Genomic DNA, 19,642 nt, shown 5'->3' with positions numbered 1-19,642 from the left:
ACTATGGCGAGCTATCGGAATATCAGCATGGACTTTTGGACGGACAGCAAGGTCGTCGATGACTTTACGCCCGAGGATCGGTACATCTATCTCTACTGCATGACCAATCCGCACACCAATCTCTGCGGCTGTTACGAGGTCAGCATCAAGCAAATTGCCAACGAGACAGGGTACAACAACGATACCGTGGAACGCCTGCTGAAACGCCTGGATAGCGCGCACAATGTCATTCGGTACAGCGCGCAGACCAAGGAGCTGCTGATCCTTAACTGGTGTCGATACAACTGGTCGACGTCCGAAAAGCTCAACAAGCCGCTGCTGGGCGAGATTCGCAAGGTCAAGAACGATCGTTTCCGCGAGTACCTGGCTGCGCGCTACAATGAGCGTTCTACCGTAACGGCGCAGTATAACGCCGCCGAAGATGACCGCCCCGAGGTCCCCCGCCATAAGCACGGCGCGCATGGATGGGTGCGGCTCACCGAAGAGGAATACGCCCGGCTGATCGACGACCTCGGCGAAGAAGAGTTGACGCGCTGCATCGACTACATAGACGAGTCCGCTCAAATGCACGGCAACAAGAACAAGTGGCGCGACTGGAATCTTGTCATTCGGAAGTGCAGCCGTGAACGCTGGGGCATCCGTGCCGGCAACGGCAGCCGACCGAGCACCAGTGGGAGCGCTATGGACGACCTGCAGCAGCTCCACCAGATGTACGCCAGTGAGGAAATCCTATGACGCACAAGGAAATGAGCGAGATATTCGCCGTGATGCTCCTTGCCTATCCGAATGCAGAGGTTTTCAAGGGCGGCATCGCAAAGCTCGGCCCCACCATCAATCTGTGGGTGACCTGCTTGCCGGAGATCGACTTCTGGACGGGGCAGCAGGCTGTTGTAAAGTTGGTGCGCGAGTGTAAATTCCCGCCGACTATCGCAGAATTCAAGGAAAAAGCCGAAAAGGTACAGGCCGAAGTGAGGGCGCGGATTGACCAGGCGTGGAATTACCTCAAGCTCGATATGGGCCTTGGGAAAACGCCGGAGGAGGCTGTGGCAAGATTGCCGGAGGGAACGGATATCAGGCGCGTCATTGAGGCTATGGGTGGCCCCTCTCGGTTGATTGCAACAGGAGAGCGCACCTTTGGCGACGGCACCGTAAAGACATACGAGTATTACAACTACGACGGTTTCAAGTCCGCATATGAAACGATCATCCGGCAGACAAGCGCGCTCAACAGCGGGCCGCGCAAAGCGGTCGGGCTGGGCATGAAGCAGATAGGAGGGAAAACATGAAACGAAGAAGAAAAAGGAGGGCTTCGCCGGCGCCGCTTATCTGCCTGCTCGCAGTTTTAGCCTGCATCGTAGCTCTCCGCATTAGTGTCAGCGAGGAAACCGCAGCGTCAGCACAAATGACCGGCAAGTTAGAAAACCCAGCAACGACAGCACCTGTCAGGCTTTTAGAGGTAGAAAAGACCGAGGCTGAGCAAGTTACCTGGGCCGAAGATCGTCCCGCCCGTGCAGCTCGGTATGTCAACATCGAAATGACTGACGAGGAGCTGGCAGAGCTGGCTGCGGTCGTATTCCTCGAAGCCGGCAATCAGAGCGCCGAGGGGCAGCAGGCCGTTGTCGAAGTCGTTTTCAACCGCGTGCTGCACTCCGCTTTCCCGGACTCAGTACACGATGTGCTGCACCAAGGAGAGGACGGCGATGTTCCCCAGTTCTCCACCATCTACGCGGTCAGCACCGCGACGCCGACGCAAGCGCAGTATGACGCCATCAACGGCGCTCTGTATGGAGACACGATCCTTGACGCCGACGTGGTTTTTTTCTCCCGCAATGGAGAGAACGACCGTGTATGGGGGCAGATCGGAGATCACATCTTCTGCCGCGAATACATCTGGAGGTAACGAGCATGACGCGAAAGAGATTTCGGCAAGCTTGCGGCATCATCGCCGCGCTCGGCTTCCTCCTGGTCCTCGGAACTGCTGGAGCCAGCGATTGCAACCTTATCCCCATGAGCCAGATACTCCGGCAAGGCTGCATCGGGCTGGGAATGTTCGCCGGTGGGCTATGGCTGGGAGGGTATCTCTCATGACTGAGAAGAAAGACCCGAAGCGCCAGCTGCTCGGCAAGATTGCAAAAGCCCGCGGCAAGCAGTTTGAGAGCCGCATCGACGATTCCTTTGCCTACTACGCGCAGAAAGGCTTTGCGATCATCGAAAAGACGCCGGAACCGATGCACCCCACGAAAAATCTCGGCAATGGCAAGTTCATCGCCTACTACGAAAAGCAGGCACAGCCGGACTATAAAGGCACCATCAAGGGCGGCAGGACGGTCATGTTCGAGGCGAAATTCACCGCCGCCGACCGAATGGAGCAGAGCCGCGTCCTCCAGAGCCAGCAGGACTATATGGACAGGCATCAGGCGCTCGGCGCTCGCTGCTTTGTCATCGCCGGTTTCAGCTCCGGCATGGTCTATTGCGTCCCCTGGGACATCTGGAAGACCATGAAAGACCACTTCGGCCGCAAGTATGTGACGGAGGCCGACTTGGAGAAATATCAAGTGCAGACGGCGTGGAATGGCACGCTGCTCCTGCTCAACTGAATTGAAAGGAGTTACCACCATGAGCGAAATTTCCATGTATGAAGCCCAAAAGAAGAAAATGCAGGGCCTGTGCGATGAGCACGATCTCGTCTATCGCTTTGAAAAAGACAGATACCCAATCATCTTTACCATCAAGCCCGTACAGGGCATGGATGCGCAGATTTCCATGCTGGAGAATGTCGAGGAGGTCGGCTACCGCAGCCCCGACGCCTCCATGTCCTGGATCTTCGAGGACGGCGGTCTGGACACGAAGGTAACGGGCGGCACCTTTACCATCAGCAAGACGCTCCGCACCAAGATCGAGTCCATTCTGGTGAAGATGATTACCTACTGGCAGCAGTATTTCTTCCGCGATGTGCTGGAAAAGAACGCATTGCGCAGCGGCCTCATGCCGGTCATTGACGAGGACGAGGCTGGCGATACCGACGAGGAGCCGGAGGACGAGGGGGATATGCAGGGCGAGGATGGCCCCGAGGTTGACCTGGACGACCCCGACATTCAGCAGGCCATTACCATTGTTCGGGCAGAGAATAAAGCGACTGTGGGGCTGTTGCAACGCCGTATGAGCGTTGGCTACGCAAAGGCTGCGCGTCTGATTGACGCACTGGAGGAGCTGGGTGTCGTCGGTCCGTATAACGGCTCCGATGGCCGCGAGGTCCTCCCTACCGACGAGCCTGACGACACGGAAGGCGGTGAAGATTGATGCCGACTGTAAATGCCAATAAGCATACCGCGCACGACCTGCAGCTTGCCGGTCAGATGCGCCGCGAGGATTACAAGACAATCAAGCACATGGACAAGGCGACGCTTGCGGCCTACCTCAGCCGCGTGTGGAAACGCGGGTATGACGCCGGGTATCAAGCCGCCGTTAAGTCAGTCGCTCCGCAGCTGCGCGAAGCCGCAGAACTGAAAGCAGCGGACAAGGAGGGCTAAGTCATGGGAAACGCCCTGCGGCACGTCAGAGGGGAAAGTCAGAAGAATATCGTCCGCTTCATAGAAGGGCTGAGTGGGAAGTATTCCCGCTGGGACATCTGGCAGGACTTCATCATCATGTCGGCCATCGCAATCGCCAACACGATGGGAGGCCCGCAGGCCAAGGCCAGGGAAGAAATGTACCGCAGCCGCGCAGAGAAGTATTCCGCTAAGGAGCTGGAAGTCTTTGCAGATATGTTGCTTGAGGTCGTAGCCGAATTGGAGCGCGATCCCGAGCAGGACTTCCTCGGTGAGCTTTTTATGGCGCTCGGCCTCGGAAACGAATGGAAAGGACAGTTCTTTACTCCGTACAGTGTCTGCAGGGCGATGTCCGCGATGACCTATGCGCCTGATATGACGGCGCGGGTAGAAAAGCAGGGCTGGGTGTCCGTGAACGACCCCGCCTGCGGAGCCGGTGCGCTGCTGCTCGCATTCGCCAATGAGTGCCGGAGACAGCATATCAACTATCAGACCTCGGTGCTGTTCGTGGCGCAGGACATAGATTTCCTCGCCGGGTGTATGTGCTACATCCAACTGAGCTTGCTCGGCTGCCCCGGCTATGTTGTCATTGACGACTCTCTCCTGCGCCCGTCCGTCAGCTACGACGCCCGCGGTCTGCTGCCAAAGGACGGCCCGCAGGTCTGGTACACACCGATGTATTTCCGCGATGTCTGGCACTACCGCCGCATCGGGGCGCAAATGGATCTCCTGTTTCGGAACGCGGCAGAGCAGGTACCGGCAGAGCCGCCGGCGCCTGCCGCGCCGCCGGAACAATCTCAACCGCTGGCGGAAACGAAAACCGGCCAGCTCACTCTATTTTGATGGGAGGGAACGGAATGCGGCAGCCGCCGCCTCTCGGGAGCCGGACATGGAAGCCCGAGGAAGAAGATTATTTGATGGAAAAGTGGGGGCAGATTTCTGTTCCGGCCATCGCAAAGAAACTCAATCGTACCACAAACGCCGTCAAGGTCAGAGCTCAGCGTCTGGGTTTAGGCGCGGTATTGATGGCCGGCGAGTATGTCACTCTAAATCAACTCCTGCTGGCGGTGAACGGAGGAAGCAGCTCCTACGGCTACAAAATGAAAAGCTGGGTCGAAAATCGCGGCTTGCCCGTCCACACAAAAAAGGTCAACCGCTGCAGCTTTCGGGTGGTCTACATTGAAGAGTTCTGGGAGTGGGCCGAGCGATACCGCAGCTTCATCGACTTTTCCAAGATGGAGCCGTTGGCGCTCGGTGAGGAGCCGGACTGGGTAGCCGAGCAGCGCAAGAAAGACTTTGAGGCATACGCCATTCAGAGGAAAGACCCGTGGGGAGAGGACGAGGACTCTCGGCTGAAGATGCTGCTCAGTAAGCACAGGTACTCATGGGCGGAAATTTCCGAGATGATGCATCGTTCTCACGGTGCGATCGCGCGCCGTTGCCGTGACCTCGGCATCAAGGATCGCCCCGTTTCGATGGAGCTGACCGGCAAGCGTGGCACATGGACCAGCGAGGATTTTGAAATACTGGCAGACGGCATCCGCCACGGCGACAGCTACGCCGCCATAGGCAAGGCGGTCGGCCGTTCCGAAAAGTGCGTCCGATCCAAGGTCTACAACGATTATCTGACCGAGAACGCCGACAAGGTGCGGGAAATGCTCGGTGATGGCGCGTGGGGGCACGGTGCGCCGGAAATGGACGTCCGTCATGGCTTCTATATCTCCCGCACCCGCCATCAGGTCAGGCGCGACCTATCCGCGCTGGCAACGGTCCTTCGTAAGCGCATGAACGATCTCGGCTATGATCCTTACTGGCAGCGGTTTATGTGCATGAATTGGGACGACATTGGCGGATGCTCCGCAGGGTGTACGGATTGCGACAGCTGCACAGCATTCCGGCGTATTCAGCCTCAGTATTGCGCACGGTGCGGCGGCACCTTCTACGAGCGCAAGGAAAACCGCTTCTGTGCGGCCTGCCGCACCGCGAGGAAGAAGCAGGCCCAGCGGCACTGGTGCCGCGTGAACGGCATGAGCCGAAGATAATAAACAGTCCCAGCCGAGGGGCAAAGCTCGGCGTAAGAAAGGAGCGTTTTATGGCAGAAATCAAGTACATTCCGGTCAGTAAACTGTGGGGGCATCCCGATAACCCCCGTAAGGACCTGGGCGATGTGACCGAGCTGGCCGAGAGCATCAAGGTCAACGGCGTACTCCAAAACCTCACCGTTGTTCCGCTGATCGGGGAAATCACGAAGAAGTGGGACGGAGAAAGCTACCGCGTTATCATCGGCCACCGCCGTCTTGCGGCCGCAAAGCTGGCCGGCCTGGAGGAGCTTCCCTGCGTCGTGGTCGAGATGTCGGAGCGGGAGCAGCTGAGTACGATGCTCACGGAGAATATGCAGCGGTCCGATCTGACGGTCTATGAGCAGGCGCAGGGCTTCCAGATGATGCTTGACATGGGCGATACCGTCGAGGACATCGCGGGAAAGTCCGGCTTTTCCGTTACTACCGTCCGGCGCCGTGTGAAGCTCCTGGAACTGGACAAGGACAAGTTCAAAAAGTCCGAGGAGCGCGGCGTCAGCCTGTTCGAGTACATGGAGCTGGAGAAGCTGAAAAGCCCGGAACGCAAAAATGAGATGCTCGACTACATCGGCACCGAGAACTTCAAGTACAAGCTGAAACAGGCTATCGATGCTGAGGCCACAGCCGAGCGCAAGGCGAAATGGGTGGAGCTGTTGAGTGCTTTTGCTACGCAGGTGGAGAGCCGCACGGGATATAGGACGGTCAAAAGTGACTATGTCAGCAGCAAGATTGAGATGGGACGCCCCGATGACGCTGATACCGTTGAATACTTCTTCTGCATTGAAAAGTGGGGCTATATCGCGCTGATGGTCAAGGACGAGCCTACTGCTGCCACGCCAGAAGAGGAGGCGAAGAGGCGCGAGGAGCAGATGAAACAGGAGCGAAAGGACGCCGCAGAAAAGGCGCTGTCCGAAGCAACCGCCCGCGCCTATGAGCTTCGCGCCGACTTCGTGGCTACCGTTTCCGCAGCCGCCATCAAAAAGCGCCTTGCGGATGTCGTGGCGCTGTGGGCTTACGCTGAATACCGAGATGATACCAGCTGGCTAACCGAAGAGGAAATTATGCAGGCTACTGGCGTTGGACCATTTGCCGAAGATGACGAGGACGGCGAGGACGATGCCGCATTTACGCTCCAGGCCGTGACCGACGCGATCGGCAAGACGCCTGAAAAGGCGCTCTTGCGAATGATCTATGCGCGCCTGGGCGACGGAAAGTCCGAGGGCTATTTCCGCAGCTACTGGAACAGCTACACCATGAAGCACGAGGAGAATGAGAAGCTGGATCACATCTATGCTCTGCTCGTCAAGCTGGGCTACGAGATGTCCGACGACGAAAAGGCGCTCCAGGACGGAACACATGAGCTTTTCGGGGAGGCGACCGACGAATGAGAGCATCTACCTGCAAAGGCTGCGGCGCGGCTATCGTCTGGATCAGAACACCCGGAGGGAAGTCCATGCCGTGTGACGCCACCCCGCGCTATTACATCGAAAAGCCCCGCTCCGGCAGTAAAAAGATCGTCACGCCTAACGGCGAGGTCATTTCCTGTGAGTACACGGAAGATCCGCACAAGGCCACCGGCACCGGCTTCGCTCCCCACTGGGGGAGCTGCCGGGCGGCGGGCAATTTCAAGAGGTAAAGCAAAATGGCAATTAAGAATTATACCAGCGGCGTGGACATCTACACGAGTCTCGGCGAGATTCAGGGCGCGCTTGCCCGCGCTGGCGCGACAAAAATCATGGTGGACTATGAATCCGGCAAGCCGACAGCGGTCACGTTCGCCATCGAGACCGTAGCCGGTACGAGGGGCTTTCGGCTCCCTGCGGCCGTGGATGGGACATTGCGAGTGTTCGCGGCGCAGAAGATCAAAGCTGACCGCGCACAGGCTGAAAGGACAGCATGGAGGAATATCCGCGACTGGGTGCTGGCGCAGCTTGCCCTTGTGGAATCCTGTGATGTAGCCGTCGATGAAGTGTTCTTCCCGTATCTCACCGACGGAAACGGCAGGACGCTCTATCAGGCGTATGCGACAGGGCAGCTCATGCTGGAGGGCGCAAATGGATAAAAGTGTGCTTATTAGCATCCGCCCGAAGTGGTGCGAGAAGATCGTCAATGGTGAGAAAACCATCGAGGTACGAAAAACGCGACCGAAGCTGCAAACACCGTTCAAGTGCTATATCTATTGCACTATGGATCACCCTTACATTTCTGTGTCCTGCGGGGAACTGGACAAGCTCAACTATCGCACAAATACCGTTTGTCGGTGTAATGGCAAAGTCATCGGGGAATTTACCTGCGACCGCATAGATAGACTTGCCCCAGCAAACGATCCGTATGGCATCTATGACATTGACGATGATTATGTATTCCAGACTTGTCTTGAAAATGGGGCACTATGGGATTATGGACACGGAACACCGCTTTACGGCTGGCACATCTCCGGCCTGCGCATTTATGATATGCCACGCGATCTGGGCGAGTTCCAGCGCGCAACTGACCCGTGCGATTCTTGCCATGCAGAATACACATGGGAATGCACAGGCTGCAAAAAATTGAGCGGTGACATTAAGCGCCCGCCCCAGAGCTGGTGCTATGTGCTGGAGGATTATCATGCTTGAAATTTGCCCCATGGCACTAAAAAAGGCCAGCGCCTGGGCGTGCAGCAACGGACACTTTCACGGCCAATGCACGGCCTGCGGTTGCGTGGTGCCGAAATGAAAAGGAGTTTCTATGGAACGATTTGAAAACCTGCTCGATTTTGTCAATGAGCTGAACGAAACCGGGCGTATTCAGTACGACGATTACAGCCGTCTTTTTGACTTGGTGCAGGAGTTTGCGGGAGCGGAGGAGGCGATCAACGCCGCCGCGACCGATATTGCCGCTCTGCTTTGGCTGAACGGCAACTGCGAATACTGCGAGCATGGAGAGAAAGAGGAATTCAGCGGCGCGAACAGATGGCATTGCCGCCTCGGGAATGGCATAGACTGCCGCCCTGTGTGGCGCGGGGCTGCAACGAAGGCATCTCTGCCGGAGATGCACAAAGCAGACCCGACTTCGCTTCGTGCAAAGCCCAGCCGCGCGGAGACTATGTTCGGGCCGAAAGAGACATGGGCTATCCCTGATAGAGCAGAAGTCGAGGAGACCACGCCGAAGACATACAAGGGATTTCTGCTTATTCGGTGCGCACAGTGCGGGGATTTGCGAGGCTTTTGTGTCAAACAGCCTATCTCGTCTTATCGGTGTGCGGCCTGCGGTGGAGAAACGCCGCTGCACGATCTCACGTCGGCGCACATCCGCTGTAAGTGCGGGAAGAGCTTCAAGTATCGAACGAACATCGAAGAGGACAGTATCACCTACAACTGCCTTTCCTGCGGCGCGCCGGTCGATCTGGTCTATAACAAGAAAGCTCGCGCCTATCAGACGGTGCGATGATGCTCATTATCACCGTTCATGTGAACGCCCCGGCGGGGCAGGCCATTGGCATAAAGGAGCAGATCGCGCAGGATTTGGAGCGATACGGCGATACCCGCGTGGTATCGGTGGAAGTAATACAGCCGACATACCGGCAGATGCAGATCGGAGAGGTCAGCGACCGGCAGCGCGGCAAAAAGTAAGAACAGGTAAGGGGTGAGCCATTACGACGCTTTCAGAGTTGAATCAGCACTTCGAGCTGATAGAGAAATTGGCAAGGGCAAGGGAGATGCTACAGTCCTTGCGTGACGCGGCTTGCCCCGGCGCGGCTGTTCTCACAGGTATGCCGCATACTCCCGGCATAAAGGATAAGGTCGGCGACCTCGCAGCCGAAATCGTGGACATGGATGCGCGTGTCGGTTTTCTGGAGGAAGAGGTCAAGGCCAGCGAGGGGCAGATCATGCCGTTCATTCAAGGCATCGACGATGACCAGACGCGAATCATTTTCAGATTGAGATTTTTGAGAGGACTGGCGTGGAAGGAAGTTGCAACGGTTGTAGGAGGCAATACGGAGGAAAGTGCAAAGCGGATCTGCTATAGGTACTTATCTTCTTTGGATTCGTAAAGTTGTCCCGGAAGGACACGCTAATTCCCTTCGTTACCCTTGAACTCCCTCAAAAACGGTAGTAATGTTAGACTCGTAAAATCCTACATAAGCCAGGCGGCCATCCCTCGCGGGGTGGCCGTCATTCGTATGGGAAGGAGGTTGAGGCCTGCGCGTTACTCCTTGCGCGCCGGTCATGCGCCGGGTCCGATGTTCGCCAGCAGAGGGCAGCGGTGACATCATAAAAGGAGATTTCCAAAATGTTCGGAATTGTCATTCTGGCCGTCTATGCGGTGCTGATGATCGGCGTCACGCTGATGTTCACCCGAAAGACGACCGACGCAGAGGGCTTCCATGTGGCGGACCGGCGCATCGGCTCGGCGATTGCCGCCATGAGCATCGCCGCCACTTGGATTTGGGCTCCCTCACTGTTCACTTCCTCGGAGATGGCCTATACTCGCGGCATCCCGGGGATGTTCTGGTTTACGGTACCGAATGTGCTGTGCCTGATCCTGTTTATCCCCTTTGCAAAAAGGATCCGGGCGCAGTACCCGGAGGGCATCACCTTGACCGGCTACATGGCGGAGCGCTATCACTCCGGCAAGGTCAAGGGCGTCTACTCCTTCCAGCTCGGCGCGCTGGCCGTTCTTTCAACGGCGGTGCAGCTGCTCGCCGGGGGAAAGACGCTGGCTCTCATTACGGGGCTGCCATTCTGGAGCATGACGCTCGCCCTGGCAGCTATCGCATATTCCTACTCCCGCTTCTCCGGACTGAAAGCCTCCATCATCACCGATGTCGTCCAGCTGGGCATTATTCTCGTGGGTGGCGCTCTGCTGGTCGTTCTGAGCCTTCGCATGACCGGCGGCTTTGACACGGTACAGGCAGGGCTCGGTGCTGTCTCCGGAGAATATACCTCGCTCACCTCCTCCACGGGCATTGAAGTCTTGCTGGGCTACGGTCTGCCGATGGCTGTCGGTCTGATCTCCGGCCCATTCGGGGATCAGTGCTTCTGGCAGCGAGCTTTCGCAATCAGGCGCGACCGCATCGGCAGATCGTTTTTTGCCGGTGCGCTTTTGTTTGCGCTCGTTCCGATCTGCATGGGAACGGTTGGCTTCCTCGCCGCAGGCTCCGGCTTTGTGGCCAGCGACACCGGCATGGTCAACTTTGAATTCGTTTCCTCGCTGCTTCCGACATGGGTGCTGGTCCCGTTCCTGTTTATGATTATCTCCGGCCTGCTCTCCACAGTGGATAGCAACCTTTGCGCGGCGGCGTCGCTCACGACAGACTGGCTCGGCATTGGGAAGGACACGGTGCAGACTTCGCGCCGCACAATGCTTTGCCTGCTGATCGTGGCTATCGCCATCGCCAACATTCCCGGCCTGACGGTGACATACCTGTTCCTGTTCTACGGAACGCTCCGCGCTTCGACGCTGCTGCCGACGGTCATGACGCTGCTCGGTAAGAAGCTGACGGGCAAGGGCGTTTTTGCCGGTGTGCTGACCGCGCTGTGTGTCGGGCTTCCGATCTTCGCCTACGGCAATCTCGCCGGCATTCCGGCTGTGAAAGCGGCAGGCAGTCTGACGACCGTCCTATCCAGTGGCCTTGTCGCCGTTATCGCCTCGAGAAAGGCGGTGAAGGCATGAGTCTCGGAAGAAAGCAGAGCATCGACAACAGTGCATGGCTGGAAGCCGTTGCAACGATCGAAAACGCCGTTTCCCGTGAGGAGCTGGACGCTTTGACCGCTGCGACCGTCGCAGACATCAAAGCCCATACTGAGGGCAAGGCTGCGGCCTATGCGTGGAGCGCAGGTAAGGACAGTATTGTCCTTGGCAAACTGTGCGAAGCGGCTGGCGTCACTGACTGCATGATCGGCGTGTGCGACCTGGAATACCCCGCCTTTGCCGCGTGGATCGAGGAGCATAAGCCGGCAGGCTGCGAAGTCATCAACACGCATCAGGATATCGACTGGTTGGCGAAGCATCAAGAGATGCTTTTCCCCAAGGACTCCGCCGCGGCCGGACGATGGTTTTCTATCGTGCAGCACCGAGCGCAGCGTGAATACTTCAAGGCGCACGAGCTGGACGTCATCATTCTCGGCCGTCGCCGTGCGGACGGCAATTATGTCGGTCGCAACAGCAATATCTATACCGATGGCAAAGGTGTTACGCGATTCAGCCCGCTCGCTGCGTGGAAGCATGAGCACATCCTTGCCTATATTCACTATCATCAGCTCCCTCTTCCGCCGATCTACGGCTGGAAGAACGGATATCTGTGCGGCACTCACCCGTGGCCCGCCCGCCAATGGACGGGCAGCATCGAGAACGGCTGGCGTGAGGTCTACGATATCGACCCCGGCATCGTCCTTGCGGCAGCTGAAAAGATCGACAGCGCTCGCGCCTTCTTGAAGGGGGTGCAGGCATGAAGGTCATAAAAAAGCCTCTGACCGAGCTGCGGCGACCGGATCGGAACGTCCGAATGCACACCGACAAGCAGCTGAAAGAGTTCCGCCGCTCCGTCGAAATGTTCGGTCAGATTCGCCCCATCGTGGTCGACGAGGACGGCGTTATTCTCGCCGGCAACGGCTTGTATGAAACGCTGCTCTCCCTCGGCCGCACAGAAGCGGACTGCTATGTTGTGTCCGGACTGACCGATGCCGAGAAGAAAAAACTCATGCTGGCCGATAACCGTGTCTTTGACCTCGGCGTTGACGATCTGGCCGCGCTGGATGCTTTCATTCTCGACCTGAAGGACGACCTGGATATCCCCGGCTACGAGGAAGATCTTCTCCGGGCGATGGTGATGGAGGCGGACGAAGCCAGCGACACCCTGCTTGAGTACGGCACCATTGAGCCGGAGCAGGCTGCGGCCATCACCGAGACGCGCGAGAAATACGCCGCCCGGGAAGAAGCTGCTGCGGCGCAGGCTGAGGAAATCGCACCCGCGCAGAGCGGCACGGCGTCTTCCACCGAGCCCGCTAAGAGGTTTATCCTCTGCCCGAAATGTGGTGAGCGGATATGGCTGTAAAGCGCATCAGCTCAGACATCGACGTTGTGACTGCGGCGCGCCAGCGGATCAAGAACGTATTTTCCAACGGCGTCCCCGTATACCTCTCGTTTTCCGGCGGCAAGGACAGTATCGTTCTTGCCGACCTGACCTATAAGCTGATCCAGGCCGGAGAGATCAATCCCTCGCAATTGACCGTCCTTTTCGTGGACGAGGAGGCGATCTTCGATTCCATTGAAGCAACGACCAAGGCGTGGCGGAAGAAGTTCCTGCTTGCCGGCGCCAAGTTTCAATGGTGGTGCATCGAGGTCAAGCATTTCAGCTGTCTCAATGAGCTGTCCAGCGATGAAACCTTCGTCTGCTGGGATCGGCGCAAGCGCGATGTCTGGGTGCGGCAGCCGCCGCCCTTTGCCATCCGCAATCACCCGCAGCTCCGGCCAAGGATCGACAACTATCAATCCTTCCTGCCCCGCGTAACGATGGACGGCATCATGATCACCGGAGTCCGCGCGGCAGAGTCCATTCAGCGGCTCCAATACATGGCGGCACTAAATATGGGCGCAAAGGGCATCACCGGCACGAACACCATCTATCCCATCTACGACTGGAAGACGGCGGACGTCTGGCTGTACCTGCGAGACCAGCGCATCGAAGTCCCCGAGGTCTACCTGCAGATGTATCAGGTCGGAGTCAATCGGAATCAGCTGCGCGTGTCGCAGTTCTTCTCTGTTGATACCGTACCCGTGCTGGTACACCTGGGCGAATATGACCCATCGCTCATGGAGCGCGTTCTCCGGCGTGAGCCGAACGCCTATCTTGCCATGCTGTACTGGGACAGCGAAATGTTCCACCGCACCACAAGGAAGCGCCGGGAGCTGGAGGGCGAGGACACCAAGGACTACCGTGCGCTCCTGAAGGAGATGCTGTTCGTCCGCCCGGGAGACTTCTTCAACACGGAGCATAAGCGCAAGATCGCTAAGCAGTACCGCAAGATGTTCATTCAGATGGACGGAATGGCTCGGCCGCGCGACTACAAGAAAATGTACGGCGGTCTGACTGCTGGTGATCCCAAGCTCCGCACCCTGCGCGCCATCTATCAGGACATATCCTGCGCCTACGCCGATTACGCCAAGCGCTTCCGGAAGGGAGGTGAGGCAAATGGCTGACGCGGATCTGTTCGCCCCGTTATCCTCCCTGCAATGGGTAGACCGGGAGCAGCTCAAGCCCAATGACTACAATCCCAACAAGGTCAACCGTGAGAATCTGAAACTGCTGGTGCAATCGATCATGACCAATGGCTGGACGCTTCCCATCGTCGTGCGTCCCGACTACACCATCATCGACGGCTTTCACCGCTGGACCGTGGCCGGAGAGGAGCCGCTGCACACTATGCTCAAAGGCAAGGTGCCGGTGGTGATCGTGCGGCATGATGACGCGACCGAGGATATTTACGGCACCGTCACACACAACCGCGCTCGTGGTACACATCTGCTTGAGCCGATGAAAGCCATCGTAAAGCGGCTGCTGGACGAGGGCAAGTCCGTTCAGGAGATCGGCAAACAGCTCGGAATGAAACCCGAAGAAGTATTCCGGCTCTCTGATTTCTCGCGTGATGACTTCCTCGGCATGATGACCAAGGGCGTTAAGGGGTATAGCCATGCGGAATTGCTGACGAAGTTATAACACAATACCACAGCCAGGCGCATACATCGCACGAGAGCGGCGTATCTGCGTCTGGCTGTGTTGCTCCCTCCCCCTCTCGGCATCGTCGCGCTGAGGGCGGGGAAATGCGTTGCAACAGGCGACGACGGCAAAAGGTACTGTGACGACCCCCGCCCCACACGCCGCGGGCTCGCCGACCCCGAAAAACGCATAGTTACCAATGGGAAAATCGGGCATTTCGTTACGCTTCCTCGTTTGATTTTGGTGCAAAGTTTGGCACCTGCGGCGGTATTTGCCGCAATATCTCTGTTTTGCTTTATCACTTCCGTGCGGAAACGCCCGGGAGTTCGATAAAGATTTCACGCCTCCTGTAAATATAAGATCACAACAGGGTAAGGGTCTCGCCTGTAGCTGCTGGTACCAGCTGCGGGCGCTCCGGTGCAATTCCGGTGAGCCCTGTATTGCTGATACGCTCTGCAAAAAAGAAAACCCCGACCGTTGCAGCGGTCAGGGTTTTGCATCCTCCATAGGAAGGGCAGCGCATTTTAACTTGTTTTGATGTGTCTTGATGCGTTTTGATGCGTCTCGTTTTACTTTAGCATATCTTGTGAGCAATTGCAAGCATGCAGAAAGGGGAGACGCGCAATGTCTGACCGTATGCAAAAAATCACAGACGAGAGCGAGGTCAGCACGACGGAGCTGGCGACGGTGCTGGGCGTGTCTGCCCGGCGGGTGCAGCAGATGGCGCAGGACGGCACGATACCAACCTGCCGCAAGGGCTGCTTCCGGCTGGCCGATTCCGTCCAGCGGTATGTTAAGTTCCTGTCCGACGGCCCGATGGACGAAGAGGATAAGAAGCTGGAGAAGACCCGCCGCGTGGCGGAGACGACGATGAAAGCGTCCAAGGCCACCATCGCCAAGCTGGAGGCCGAGGAGCTGAAAGGTACCATGCACCGTGCGGAGGACGTTGCCGCGCTGACGGAGGATATGGTCTACACCATTCGCGGTGCGCTCAATGCGCTGCCGGGGCGGCTGGCCGTCGATGTAGCGGCTGTGTCCACGCCTGCCGAGGCGTCCGAGGTTATCCGCAAAGAGGTCAGCAAGGTCATGCGGGAGCTGGCCGGGTATCACTACGACCCCAAGAAATACGAGGAGCGCGTGAGAGAACGGCGCGACTGGTCGGAGCGTGACAGCGATGACGAGTAGGCTCGCCGCCGTCCGGCTGAACAAGGTCATCGCCAAAGCGATGGCCGGTATGCTCCCGCCGGACGACCTGACCGTAACCGAATGGGCGGAGCAGAATCGCCGCCTGTCGGCCGAGAGCGCCGCAGAGCCCGGACCGTGGCGCACCGAGCGCACCCCCTATCTCCGCGAGCCGATGAACGCATGGACCGACCCAAAGATACGGCACATCGTCATGGTGGCTGCGTCCCAGGTCGGTAAGTCTGAATTTCTCAATAACTGCATCGGCTATGTGATCGACCAGGACCCCGGCTCGATCCTGTTTGTCCACCCTACCACCATTGACGCAAAGGAGTATTCCAAGCTCCGCATCGCGCCGATGATCCGCGACTGCCCCACGCTGCGAAAGAAGGTCAGCGACCCCAAGAGCCGTGACAGCGGCAATACAATTCTGCAAAAGACCTACCCCGGAGGCATCCTCACGATGTGCGGCTCCACCGAGGCCCACGCTCTGGCGTCAAAGCCTATCCGCTATGTGCTGGGCGACGAGCGCGACCGCTGGGCGCTGTCTGCCGGTAACGAGGGCGACCCGTGGGATCTGGCGATGGCGCGGCAGACGACATTCTACAACGCGAAAAGCGCTGAGGTGTCCACGCCCACCGTCAAAAACGCCAGCGCCATTGAAGCCGCCTACGCGACAGGCACGATGGAACGGTGGAAATCCCGCTGCCCTCATTGCGGCGAGTATCACGAGATCCAATGGGCGGACATCCGCTTTGAGCACGACGAGATCATCGTCGCGGGGAAAAAGACCTACAAGGTCCGCAGCGTCTACTATGCCTGCCCCGGCTGCGGCTGCATCTCCACCGAGGCGGAAATGAAGCGCGCCCCGGCAAGATGGGAGGCGGACAACCCCGCCGCCTATGAGCAGGGCACGCGCTCGTTCTGGCTGAACGCCTTTGTCAGCCAGTGGGCGAGCTGGGAATCCATCATTCTGAAATACCTGAACGCCATCGGCAGTACCCGCAAGATGCAGGTCGTCTACAACACCTGCTTCGGCGAGCTGTGGGAGGATCGCGGAGACCTGGAGGACGAGGACAGTCTGATGGCGCGCAGGGAGGAATACCCCGCCGAGCTGCCGGAGGGCGTGCTTGTTCTGACGGCCGGTGTCGATACCCAGGACGACCGCATGGAATACGAGATCGTCGGCCATGGCCACTTTGGTGAGACCTGGGGCATTGAGAAAGGCATCATCATGGGACGACCCGATGACGATGCCGTATGGGCGCAGCTGGACGAGCTGGTATTTGATCGCGTTCTGCGCTTTGAGAACGGCGTGGGGCTGAAAATGTCAATGTCCTTTGTGGACGAGGGCGGACACTTCACGCAGGAGGTCCGTATGCAGTGCCGGGCGCGGCTGGGCAAAAAGGTGTTCTGCATCAAGGGCATGCCCGGCAGCGATAAGCCCTACACCGCGCCGCCGAAAAAGCAGAAGATCATCATCAAGCAGACGGCGGTCGGCACCTGCTGGCAGTACCAGATCGGCGTTGACTCCGGCAAGGAGGTCATCATGGACAACCTGCGCGTACAGACGCCGGGCGCGAAATATTGTCACTTCCCCAAGCGGGATGACTACGGCTCCGGCTACTTCACAGGGCTGCTCTCCGAGGTCAAGGTCTACGACCCCAACAAAAAGCAGCCGTGGCAGTGGAAGAAGATCCCCGGCCACGAGCGCAACGAGGCGCTGGACTGCCGCAACTATGCGCTGGCGGCGTTCAAGGCGCTTCCCAAGAACCTGGACGAGATAGACAGGCGGCTAAAGGAGGCGGGCGGCGAACGCGCTCCTGCCCCTGTTGCAACGCCTGTCATGCCGCCTCCCGCCGCCAAGCAGAGGCCGAAGCGCAGAAGCGGGAAGAAATACTACGACGATTGGTGAGGTGTCCGATATGGATAAAGTTGAACTGCGGGCGCGGCTGGACTTCTGGCAGAGCGCCCTCTCAAAGCTGCGCGCCGCATATCTGGCTCTTGTGGACGGCGGCGTAAAAAGCTATGTCATCGACGACCGCGAGCTGACGCGCTTCGACCTGCCCGACCTGAAGGACGAGATCGAGGACGCGGAGAAGAAGGTCGATGAGCTTTTAGCGGAGTTGAACGGCCGCAAGCCGAGAAAGGCTTTCGGCATCGTTCCACGCGACTGGTGACCTTTTTCGTGAGGTCACGAAAATGATACCGGCAAAGCGCCCGAAAGGGCTTTTTGCACAGGCAGCCTGGCGGAGTTTGCTCCTTTCGCCGCCGGGCGGCCTGTTTTTTATTCCGAAAACGGGAGGCGATAAGCATTGAGCAACAAGAAAGACCGCCGCCGCGCAGCCGCGCCGCAGGCGAAGGGGTACAGCGAAGCCGGGGCCAGCTTGACGCGGCGGGCGCTCAAGGGATTTGTTCCGGACAGCGGCGCTCCCAATGAGGACATCAACCGCAACAACGCCACCCTGCGGCAGAGGGCGCGAATGCTCTACATGGCCGCGCCGGTGGCTACGGCGGCGATCAATACCAACCGCACCAAGGTCATCGGGACGGGGCTGACGCTCAAAGCGTCCGTGGACCGCGAGGTGCTGGGCATCTCCCCGGAGGCGGCGAAGAAGTGGCAGCACGCGGCGGAGATGGAATTCCGGCTGTGGGCAGGGAAAAAGCAGAACTGCGACGCGCTGGGCCTGAACAACTTTGAGAGTTTGCAGCAGCTCGCCTTGAAGTCGTGGCTGCTCAGCGGCGACGTGTTCGCACTGGTCAAGCGATACCCGGCAACACCACTAAACCCCTATACCCTGCGGCTACACATCGTGGAGGCGGACCGCGCCTGCACGCCAAGCGAATATGGCGGCGGTGTCACCATCGGCGGCTTCGTGGAGGGCAAGATCCCCGAGGGAAAGCCCGGCGCAGGCCACAAGGTCTACGACGGCGTGGAGGTGGACAGCAACGGCCGCGTGGTCGCCTATCACATCAGCAACACCTACCCGCACCAGATCACCAGCGAGCCGCAGAAGTGGCAGCGCGTTGAGGCCTACGGCGCCAAGACCGGCCTGCCGAACATTCTCCACATCATGGACAGTGAACGCCCGGACCAGTACCGCGGCGTTCCCTATCTGGCGCAGGTCATCGAGCCGCTGCTCCAGCTTCGGCGCTATACGGAGTCCGAGCTGATGGCGGCGCTGGTGCAGAGCTTCTTCACTGCATGGATCGAAACGGAGACCGACCCCTCCGATACGCCCTTCAACGAGGTCGGCGCAGGAGATATTGCCGGCGTCCCCGCCGAGGTCAACGCGGACGGCGGACCGATGGCGAACAACATCTCCGATGATGACAACGAGTACGAGATGGGACCGGGTACGGTGACGCACCTCGCCCCCGGGGAAAAGGTCAACTTCGGCAATCCGAACATCCCCACCGCTGGCTTTGAGACCTTTGTCAAGACGCTGTGCAAGCTGGTCGGCGCTGCCTTGGAGCTGCCTTACGATGTGCTGATCAAGGAGTTCAACAGCTCCTATTCCGCAAGCCGAGGCGCGCTGCTGGAGGCGTGGGAAGCATTCAAAATGCGCCGGAAGTGGTTTGTGGACGACTTCTGCCAGCCGGTCTATGAGATGTTCCTGGCCGAAGCGGTCGCTCTGGGGCGCATCAACGCCCCCGGCTTCTTCACGGACCCCCTTGTGCGGGAGGCATGGTGCGGCGCGCGCTGGATCGGCCCCGTGCAGGGCAGCCTTGACCCCAAGAAGGAGGCAGAAGCCGCCCTCATGCTGATCGACAATGCCATCAAGACCCACGAGCAGGTCAGCCGCGAAATGAGCGGCGGCGACTGGGAGGAGAACGTGGAGCAGCTGCAGCGTGAAAACGAGCTGCTGACACAGGCAGGAGGCAACAAGGTCACCGTTGTATCGGCATCGCCGAAAGAAGGTGACGGCGATGAAGACTAACTTCGAGCATCTGCAGAGCCTGAATGTGCGGAGCATGGCGCTCGCCATCTGGAACTACGCAAGCGACTACTGCGCCTATTGCCCGAAGAACATGGAGCGCCGCTGCAACGAGAACTGCCGCGCGGGAATCCGCGAGTGGCTGAACAGTCCCTACATTCCGTCAAGCGATATCTGGAAAGAAAAGAGGTAATGCGC

The 19,642-nt window shown here is 58.6% G+C and carries 25 protein-coding genes; all 25 read left to right on the top strand.

Translation table 11 applies throughout. From position 1 onward, the window contains the following. Positions 1 to 3 precede the first annotated feature (3 nt). The 25 genes from NE609_RS08805 to NE609_RS08685 all read left to right on the top strand — a co-directional run bounded on the left by NE609_RS08805 (position 4) and on the right by NE609_RS08685 (position 19,637). Positions 4 to 735: a hypothetical protein gene (locus tag NE609_RS08805; RefSeq protein WP_256152299.1), complete on the top strand. Its 732-nt coding sequence runs from the start codon at positions 4 to 6 to the stop codon at positions 733 to 735. Next, the gene (locus NE609_RS08800; RefSeq protein WP_256152298.1) at positions 732 to 1,286 is read left to right on the top strand and encodes a replicative helicase loader/inhibitor; all 555 of its coding nucleotides are present in this window, start codon (positions 732 to 734) and stop codon (positions 1,284 to 1,286) included. The genes NE609_RS08805 and NE609_RS08800 overlap by 4 nt, the downstream gene beginning before the upstream one ends. After that, the gene (locus NE609_RS08795) at positions 1,283 to 1,900 is read left to right on the top strand and encodes a cell wall hydrolase (protein ID WP_256152297.1); all 618 of its coding nucleotides are present in this window, start codon (positions 1,283 to 1,285) and stop codon (positions 1,898 to 1,900) included. Before NE609_RS08800 ends, NE609_RS08795 begins: the two co-directional genes overlap by 4 nt. A 184-nt stretch (positions 1,901 to 2,084) precedes the next feature. Next, complete coding sequence (locus tag NE609_RS08790) at positions 2,085 to 2,597, top strand: Holliday junction resolvase RecU (protein WP_118358634.1); 513 nt, start codon at positions 2,085 to 2,087, stop codon at positions 2,595 to 2,597. A gap of 19 nt (positions 2,598 to 2,616) precedes the next feature. Beyond that, the gene (locus tag NE609_RS17645) at positions 2,617 to 3,300 is read left to right on the top strand and encodes a DNA translocase FtsK (RefSeq protein WP_279036567.1); all 684 of its coding nucleotides are present in this window, start codon (positions 2,617 to 2,619) and stop codon (positions 3,298 to 3,300) included. Further along, positions 3,300 to 3,530, top strand: a complete 231-nt coding sequence (locus NE609_RS08780) for a hypothetical protein (protein WP_118729347.1) — start codon at positions 3,300 to 3,302, stop codon at positions 3,528 to 3,530. The genes NE609_RS17645 and NE609_RS08780 overlap by 1 nt, the downstream gene beginning before the upstream one ends. Before the next feature lie 3 nt (positions 3,531 to 3,533). Further along, positions 3,534 to 4,391: an N-6 DNA methylase gene (locus tag NE609_RS08775; protein WP_256152296.1), complete on the top strand. Its 858-nt coding sequence runs from the start codon at positions 3,534 to 3,536 to the stop codon at positions 4,389 to 4,391. Between the two features lie 14 nt (positions 4,392 to 4,405). Further along, the gene (locus NE609_RS08770) at positions 4,406 to 5,590 is read left to right on the top strand and encodes a hypothetical protein (RefSeq protein WP_256152295.1); all 1,185 of its coding nucleotides are present in this window, start codon (positions 4,406 to 4,408) and stop codon (positions 5,588 to 5,590) included. A 50-nt stretch (positions 5,591 to 5,640) separates the two neighbouring features. Next, positions 5,641 to 7,014: a ParB/RepB/Spo0J family partition protein gene (locus tag NE609_RS08765; RefSeq protein ID WP_256152294.1), complete on the top strand. Its 1,374-nt coding sequence runs from the start codon at positions 5,641 to 5,643 to the stop codon at positions 7,012 to 7,014. Next, positions 7,011 to 7,262 carry a hypothetical protein gene (locus tag NE609_RS08760; RefSeq protein WP_118358622.1) on the top strand — a complete coding sequence of 84 codons (252 nt, stop codon included), beginning with the start codon at positions 7,011 to 7,013 and terminating at the stop codon, positions 7,260 to 7,262. Before NE609_RS08765 ends, NE609_RS08760 begins: the two co-directional genes overlap by 4 nt. A 6-nt stretch (positions 7,263 to 7,268) precedes the next feature. Continuing rightward, positions 7,269 to 7,688 carry a hypothetical protein gene (locus tag NE609_RS08755; protein ID WP_118358620.1) on the top strand — a complete coding sequence of 140 codons (420 nt, stop codon included), beginning with the start codon at positions 7,269 to 7,271 and terminating at the stop codon, positions 7,686 to 7,688. Next, positions 7,681 to 8,241: a hypothetical protein gene (locus NE609_RS08750; protein WP_256152293.1), complete on the top strand. Its 561-nt coding sequence runs from the start codon at positions 7,681 to 7,683 to the stop codon at positions 8,239 to 8,241. The genes NE609_RS08755 and NE609_RS08750 overlap by 8 nt, the downstream gene beginning before the upstream one ends. 112 nt (positions 8,242 to 8,353) lie before the next feature. Next, on the top strand, positions 8,354 to 9,055 hold the full coding sequence (locus NE609_RS08745) for a hypothetical protein (protein WP_256152292.1): 702 nt from the start codon (positions 8,354 to 8,356) through the stop codon (positions 9,053 to 9,055). Further along, on the top strand, positions 9,055 to 9,237 hold the full coding sequence (locus NE609_RS08740; protein ID WP_118729354.1) for a hypothetical protein: 183 nt from the start codon (positions 9,055 to 9,057) through the stop codon (positions 9,235 to 9,237). Before NE609_RS08745 ends, NE609_RS08740 begins: the two co-directional genes overlap by 1 nt. A 38-nt stretch (positions 9,238 to 9,275) precedes the next feature. Continuing rightward, complete coding sequence (locus NE609_RS08735; protein ID WP_118729355.1) at positions 9,276 to 9,659, top strand: hypothetical protein; 384 nt, start codon at positions 9,276 to 9,278, stop codon at positions 9,657 to 9,659. 239 nt (positions 9,660 to 9,898) lie between these two features. Continuing rightward, complete coding sequence (locus NE609_RS08730; RefSeq protein ID WP_256152291.1) at positions 9,899 to 11,281, top strand: hypothetical protein; 1,383 nt, start codon at positions 9,899 to 9,901, stop codon at positions 11,279 to 11,281. Next, entirely contained in the window at positions 11,278 to 12,060 is a 783-nt protein-coding gene (locus tag NE609_RS08725; RefSeq protein ID WP_256152290.1) for a phosphoadenosine phosphosulfate reductase family protein, read from the top strand. The genes NE609_RS08730 and NE609_RS08725 overlap by 4 nt, the downstream gene beginning before the upstream one ends. Continuing rightward, positions 12,057 to 12,662, top strand: coding sequence for a ParB/Srx family N-terminal domain-containing protein (locus NE609_RS08720; RefSeq protein ID WP_256152289.1), 606 nt, complete (start codon positions 12,057 to 12,059; stop codon positions 12,660 to 12,662). The genes NE609_RS08725 and NE609_RS08720 overlap by 4 nt, the downstream gene beginning before the upstream one ends. Beyond that, on the top strand, positions 12,653 to 13,807 hold the full coding sequence (locus tag NE609_RS08715) for a phosphoadenosine phosphosulfate reductase family protein (protein ID WP_055270156.1): 1,155 nt from the start codon (positions 12,653 to 12,655) through the stop codon (positions 13,805 to 13,807). Before NE609_RS08720 ends, NE609_RS08715 begins: the two co-directional genes overlap by 10 nt. Continuing rightward, positions 13,800 to 14,324 carry a ParB/RepB/Spo0J family partition protein gene (locus tag NE609_RS08710; RefSeq protein WP_055270154.1) on the top strand — a complete coding sequence of 175 codons (525 nt, stop codon included), beginning with the start codon at positions 13,800 to 13,802 and terminating at the stop codon, positions 14,322 to 14,324. Before NE609_RS08715 ends, NE609_RS08710 begins: the two co-directional genes overlap by 8 nt. 624 nt (positions 14,325 to 14,948) lie before the next feature. Next, positions 14,949 to 15,509 carry a helix-turn-helix domain-containing protein gene (locus tag NE609_RS08705; RefSeq protein ID WP_256152288.1) on the top strand — a complete coding sequence of 187 codons (561 nt, stop codon included), beginning with the start codon at positions 14,949 to 14,951 and terminating at the stop codon, positions 15,507 to 15,509. Further along, positions 15,499 to 17,421 (top strand): phage terminase large subunit family protein, encoded by a 1,923-nt coding sequence (locus NE609_RS08700; protein WP_256152287.1) that lies wholly within the window; start codon positions 15,499 to 15,501, stop codon positions 17,419 to 17,421. Before NE609_RS08705 ends, NE609_RS08700 begins: the two co-directional genes overlap by 11 nt. Before the next feature lie 10 nt (positions 17,422 to 17,431). Then, positions 17,432 to 17,686 (top strand): hypothetical protein, encoded by a 255-nt coding sequence (locus NE609_RS08695; RefSeq protein WP_118358604.1) that lies wholly within the window; start codon positions 17,432 to 17,434, stop codon positions 17,684 to 17,686. A 135-nt stretch (positions 17,687 to 17,821) separates the two neighbouring features. Next, entirely contained in the window at positions 17,822 to 19,447 is a 1,626-nt protein-coding gene (locus tag NE609_RS08690; protein WP_256152286.1) for a phage portal protein, read from the top strand. Continuing rightward, complete coding sequence (locus NE609_RS08685) at positions 19,437 to 19,637, top strand: hypothetical protein (RefSeq protein ID WP_118729363.1); 201 nt, start codon at positions 19,437 to 19,439, stop codon at positions 19,635 to 19,637. The genes NE609_RS08690 and NE609_RS08685 overlap by 11 nt, the downstream gene beginning before the upstream one ends. Positions 19,638 to 19,642: the final 5 nt, after the last annotated feature.

Source organism: Anaerotruncus sp. DFI.9.16 (assembly GCF_024461615.1).
Taxonomy (GTDB): Bacteria; Bacillota; Clostridia; order Oscillospirales; family Ruminococcaceae; genus Anaerotruncus; species Anaerotruncus massiliensis.
This window is presented reverse-complemented; position numbering and strand designations above follow the sequence as displayed.

Bases quoted from the DNA above. Each gene is read 5' to 3' on its own strand.
- NE609_RS08805 (WP_256152299.1), top strand. From the start codon at position 4: ATGGCGAGCTATCGGAATATCAGCATGGACTTTTGGACGGACAGCAAG.
- NE609_RS08800 (WP_256152298.1), top strand. From the start codon at position 732: ATGACGCACAAGGAAATGAGCGAGATATTCGCCGTGATGCTCCTTGCC.
- NE609_RS08795 (WP_256152297.1), top strand. From the start codon at position 1,283: ATGAAACGAAGAAGAAAAAGGAGGGCTTCGCCGGCGCCGCTTATCTGC.
- NE609_RS08790 (WP_118358634.1), top strand. From the start codon at position 2,085: ATGACTGAGAAGAAAGACCCGAAGCGCCAGCTGCTCGGCAAGATTGCA.
- NE609_RS17645 (WP_279036567.1), top strand. From the start codon at position 2,617: ATGAGCGAAATTTCCATGTATGAAGCCCAAAAGAAGAAAATGCAGGGC.
- NE609_RS08780 (WP_118729347.1), top strand. From the start codon at position 3,300: ATGCCGACTGTAAATGCCAATAAGCATACCGCGCACGACCTGCAGCTT.
- NE609_RS08775 (WP_256152296.1), top strand. From the start codon at position 3,534: ATGGGAAACGCCCTGCGGCACGTCAGAGGGGAAAGTCAGAAGAATATC.
- NE609_RS08770 (WP_256152295.1), top strand. From the start codon at position 4,406: ATGCGGCAGCCGCCGCCTCTCGGGAGCCGGACATGGAAGCCCGAGGAA.
- NE609_RS08765 (WP_256152294.1), top strand. From the start codon at position 5,641: ATGGCAGAAATCAAGTACATTCCGGTCAGTAAACTGTGGGGGCATCCC.
- NE609_RS08760 (WP_118358622.1), top strand. From the start codon at position 7,011: ATGAGAGCATCTACCTGCAAAGGCTGCGGCGCGGCTATCGTCTGGATC.
- NE609_RS08755 (WP_118358620.1), top strand. From the start codon at position 7,269: ATGGCAATTAAGAATTATACCAGCGGCGTGGACATCTACACGAGTCTC.
- NE609_RS08750 (WP_256152293.1), top strand. From the start codon at position 7,681: ATGGATAAAAGTGTGCTTATTAGCATCCGCCCGAAGTGGTGCGAGAAG.
- NE609_RS08745 (WP_256152292.1), top strand. From the start codon at position 8,354: ATGGAACGATTTGAAAACCTGCTCGATTTTGTCAATGAGCTGAACGAA.
- NE609_RS08740 (WP_118729354.1), top strand. From the start codon at position 9,055: ATGCTCATTATCACCGTTCATGTGAACGCCCCGGCGGGGCAGGCCATT.
- NE609_RS08730 (WP_256152291.1), top strand. From the start codon at position 9,899: ATGTTCGGAATTGTCATTCTGGCCGTCTATGCGGTGCTGATGATCGGC.
- NE609_RS08725 (WP_256152290.1), top strand. From the start codon at position 11,278: ATGAGTCTCGGAAGAAAGCAGAGCATCGACAACAGTGCATGGCTGGAA.
- NE609_RS08720 (WP_256152289.1), top strand. From the start codon at position 12,057: ATGAAGGTCATAAAAAAGCCTCTGACCGAGCTGCGGCGACCGGATCGG.
- NE609_RS08715 (WP_055270156.1), top strand. From the start codon at position 12,653: ATGGCTGTAAAGCGCATCAGCTCAGACATCGACGTTGTGACTGCGGCG.
- NE609_RS08710 (WP_055270154.1), top strand. From the start codon at position 13,800: ATGGCTGACGCGGATCTGTTCGCCCCGTTATCCTCCCTGCAATGGGTA.
- NE609_RS08705 (WP_256152288.1), top strand. From the start codon at position 14,949: ATGTCTGACCGTATGCAAAAAATCACAGACGAGAGCGAGGTCAGCACG.
- NE609_RS08700 (WP_256152287.1), top strand. From the start codon at position 15,499: ATGACGAGTAGGCTCGCCGCCGTCCGGCTGAACAAGGTCATCGCCAAA.
- NE609_RS08695 (WP_118358604.1), top strand. From the start codon at position 17,432: ATGGATAAAGTTGAACTGCGGGCGCGGCTGGACTTCTGGCAGAGCGCC.
- NE609_RS08685 (WP_118729363.1), top strand. From the start codon at position 19,437: ATGAAGACTAACTTCGAGCATCTGCAGAGCCTGAATGTGCGGAGCATG.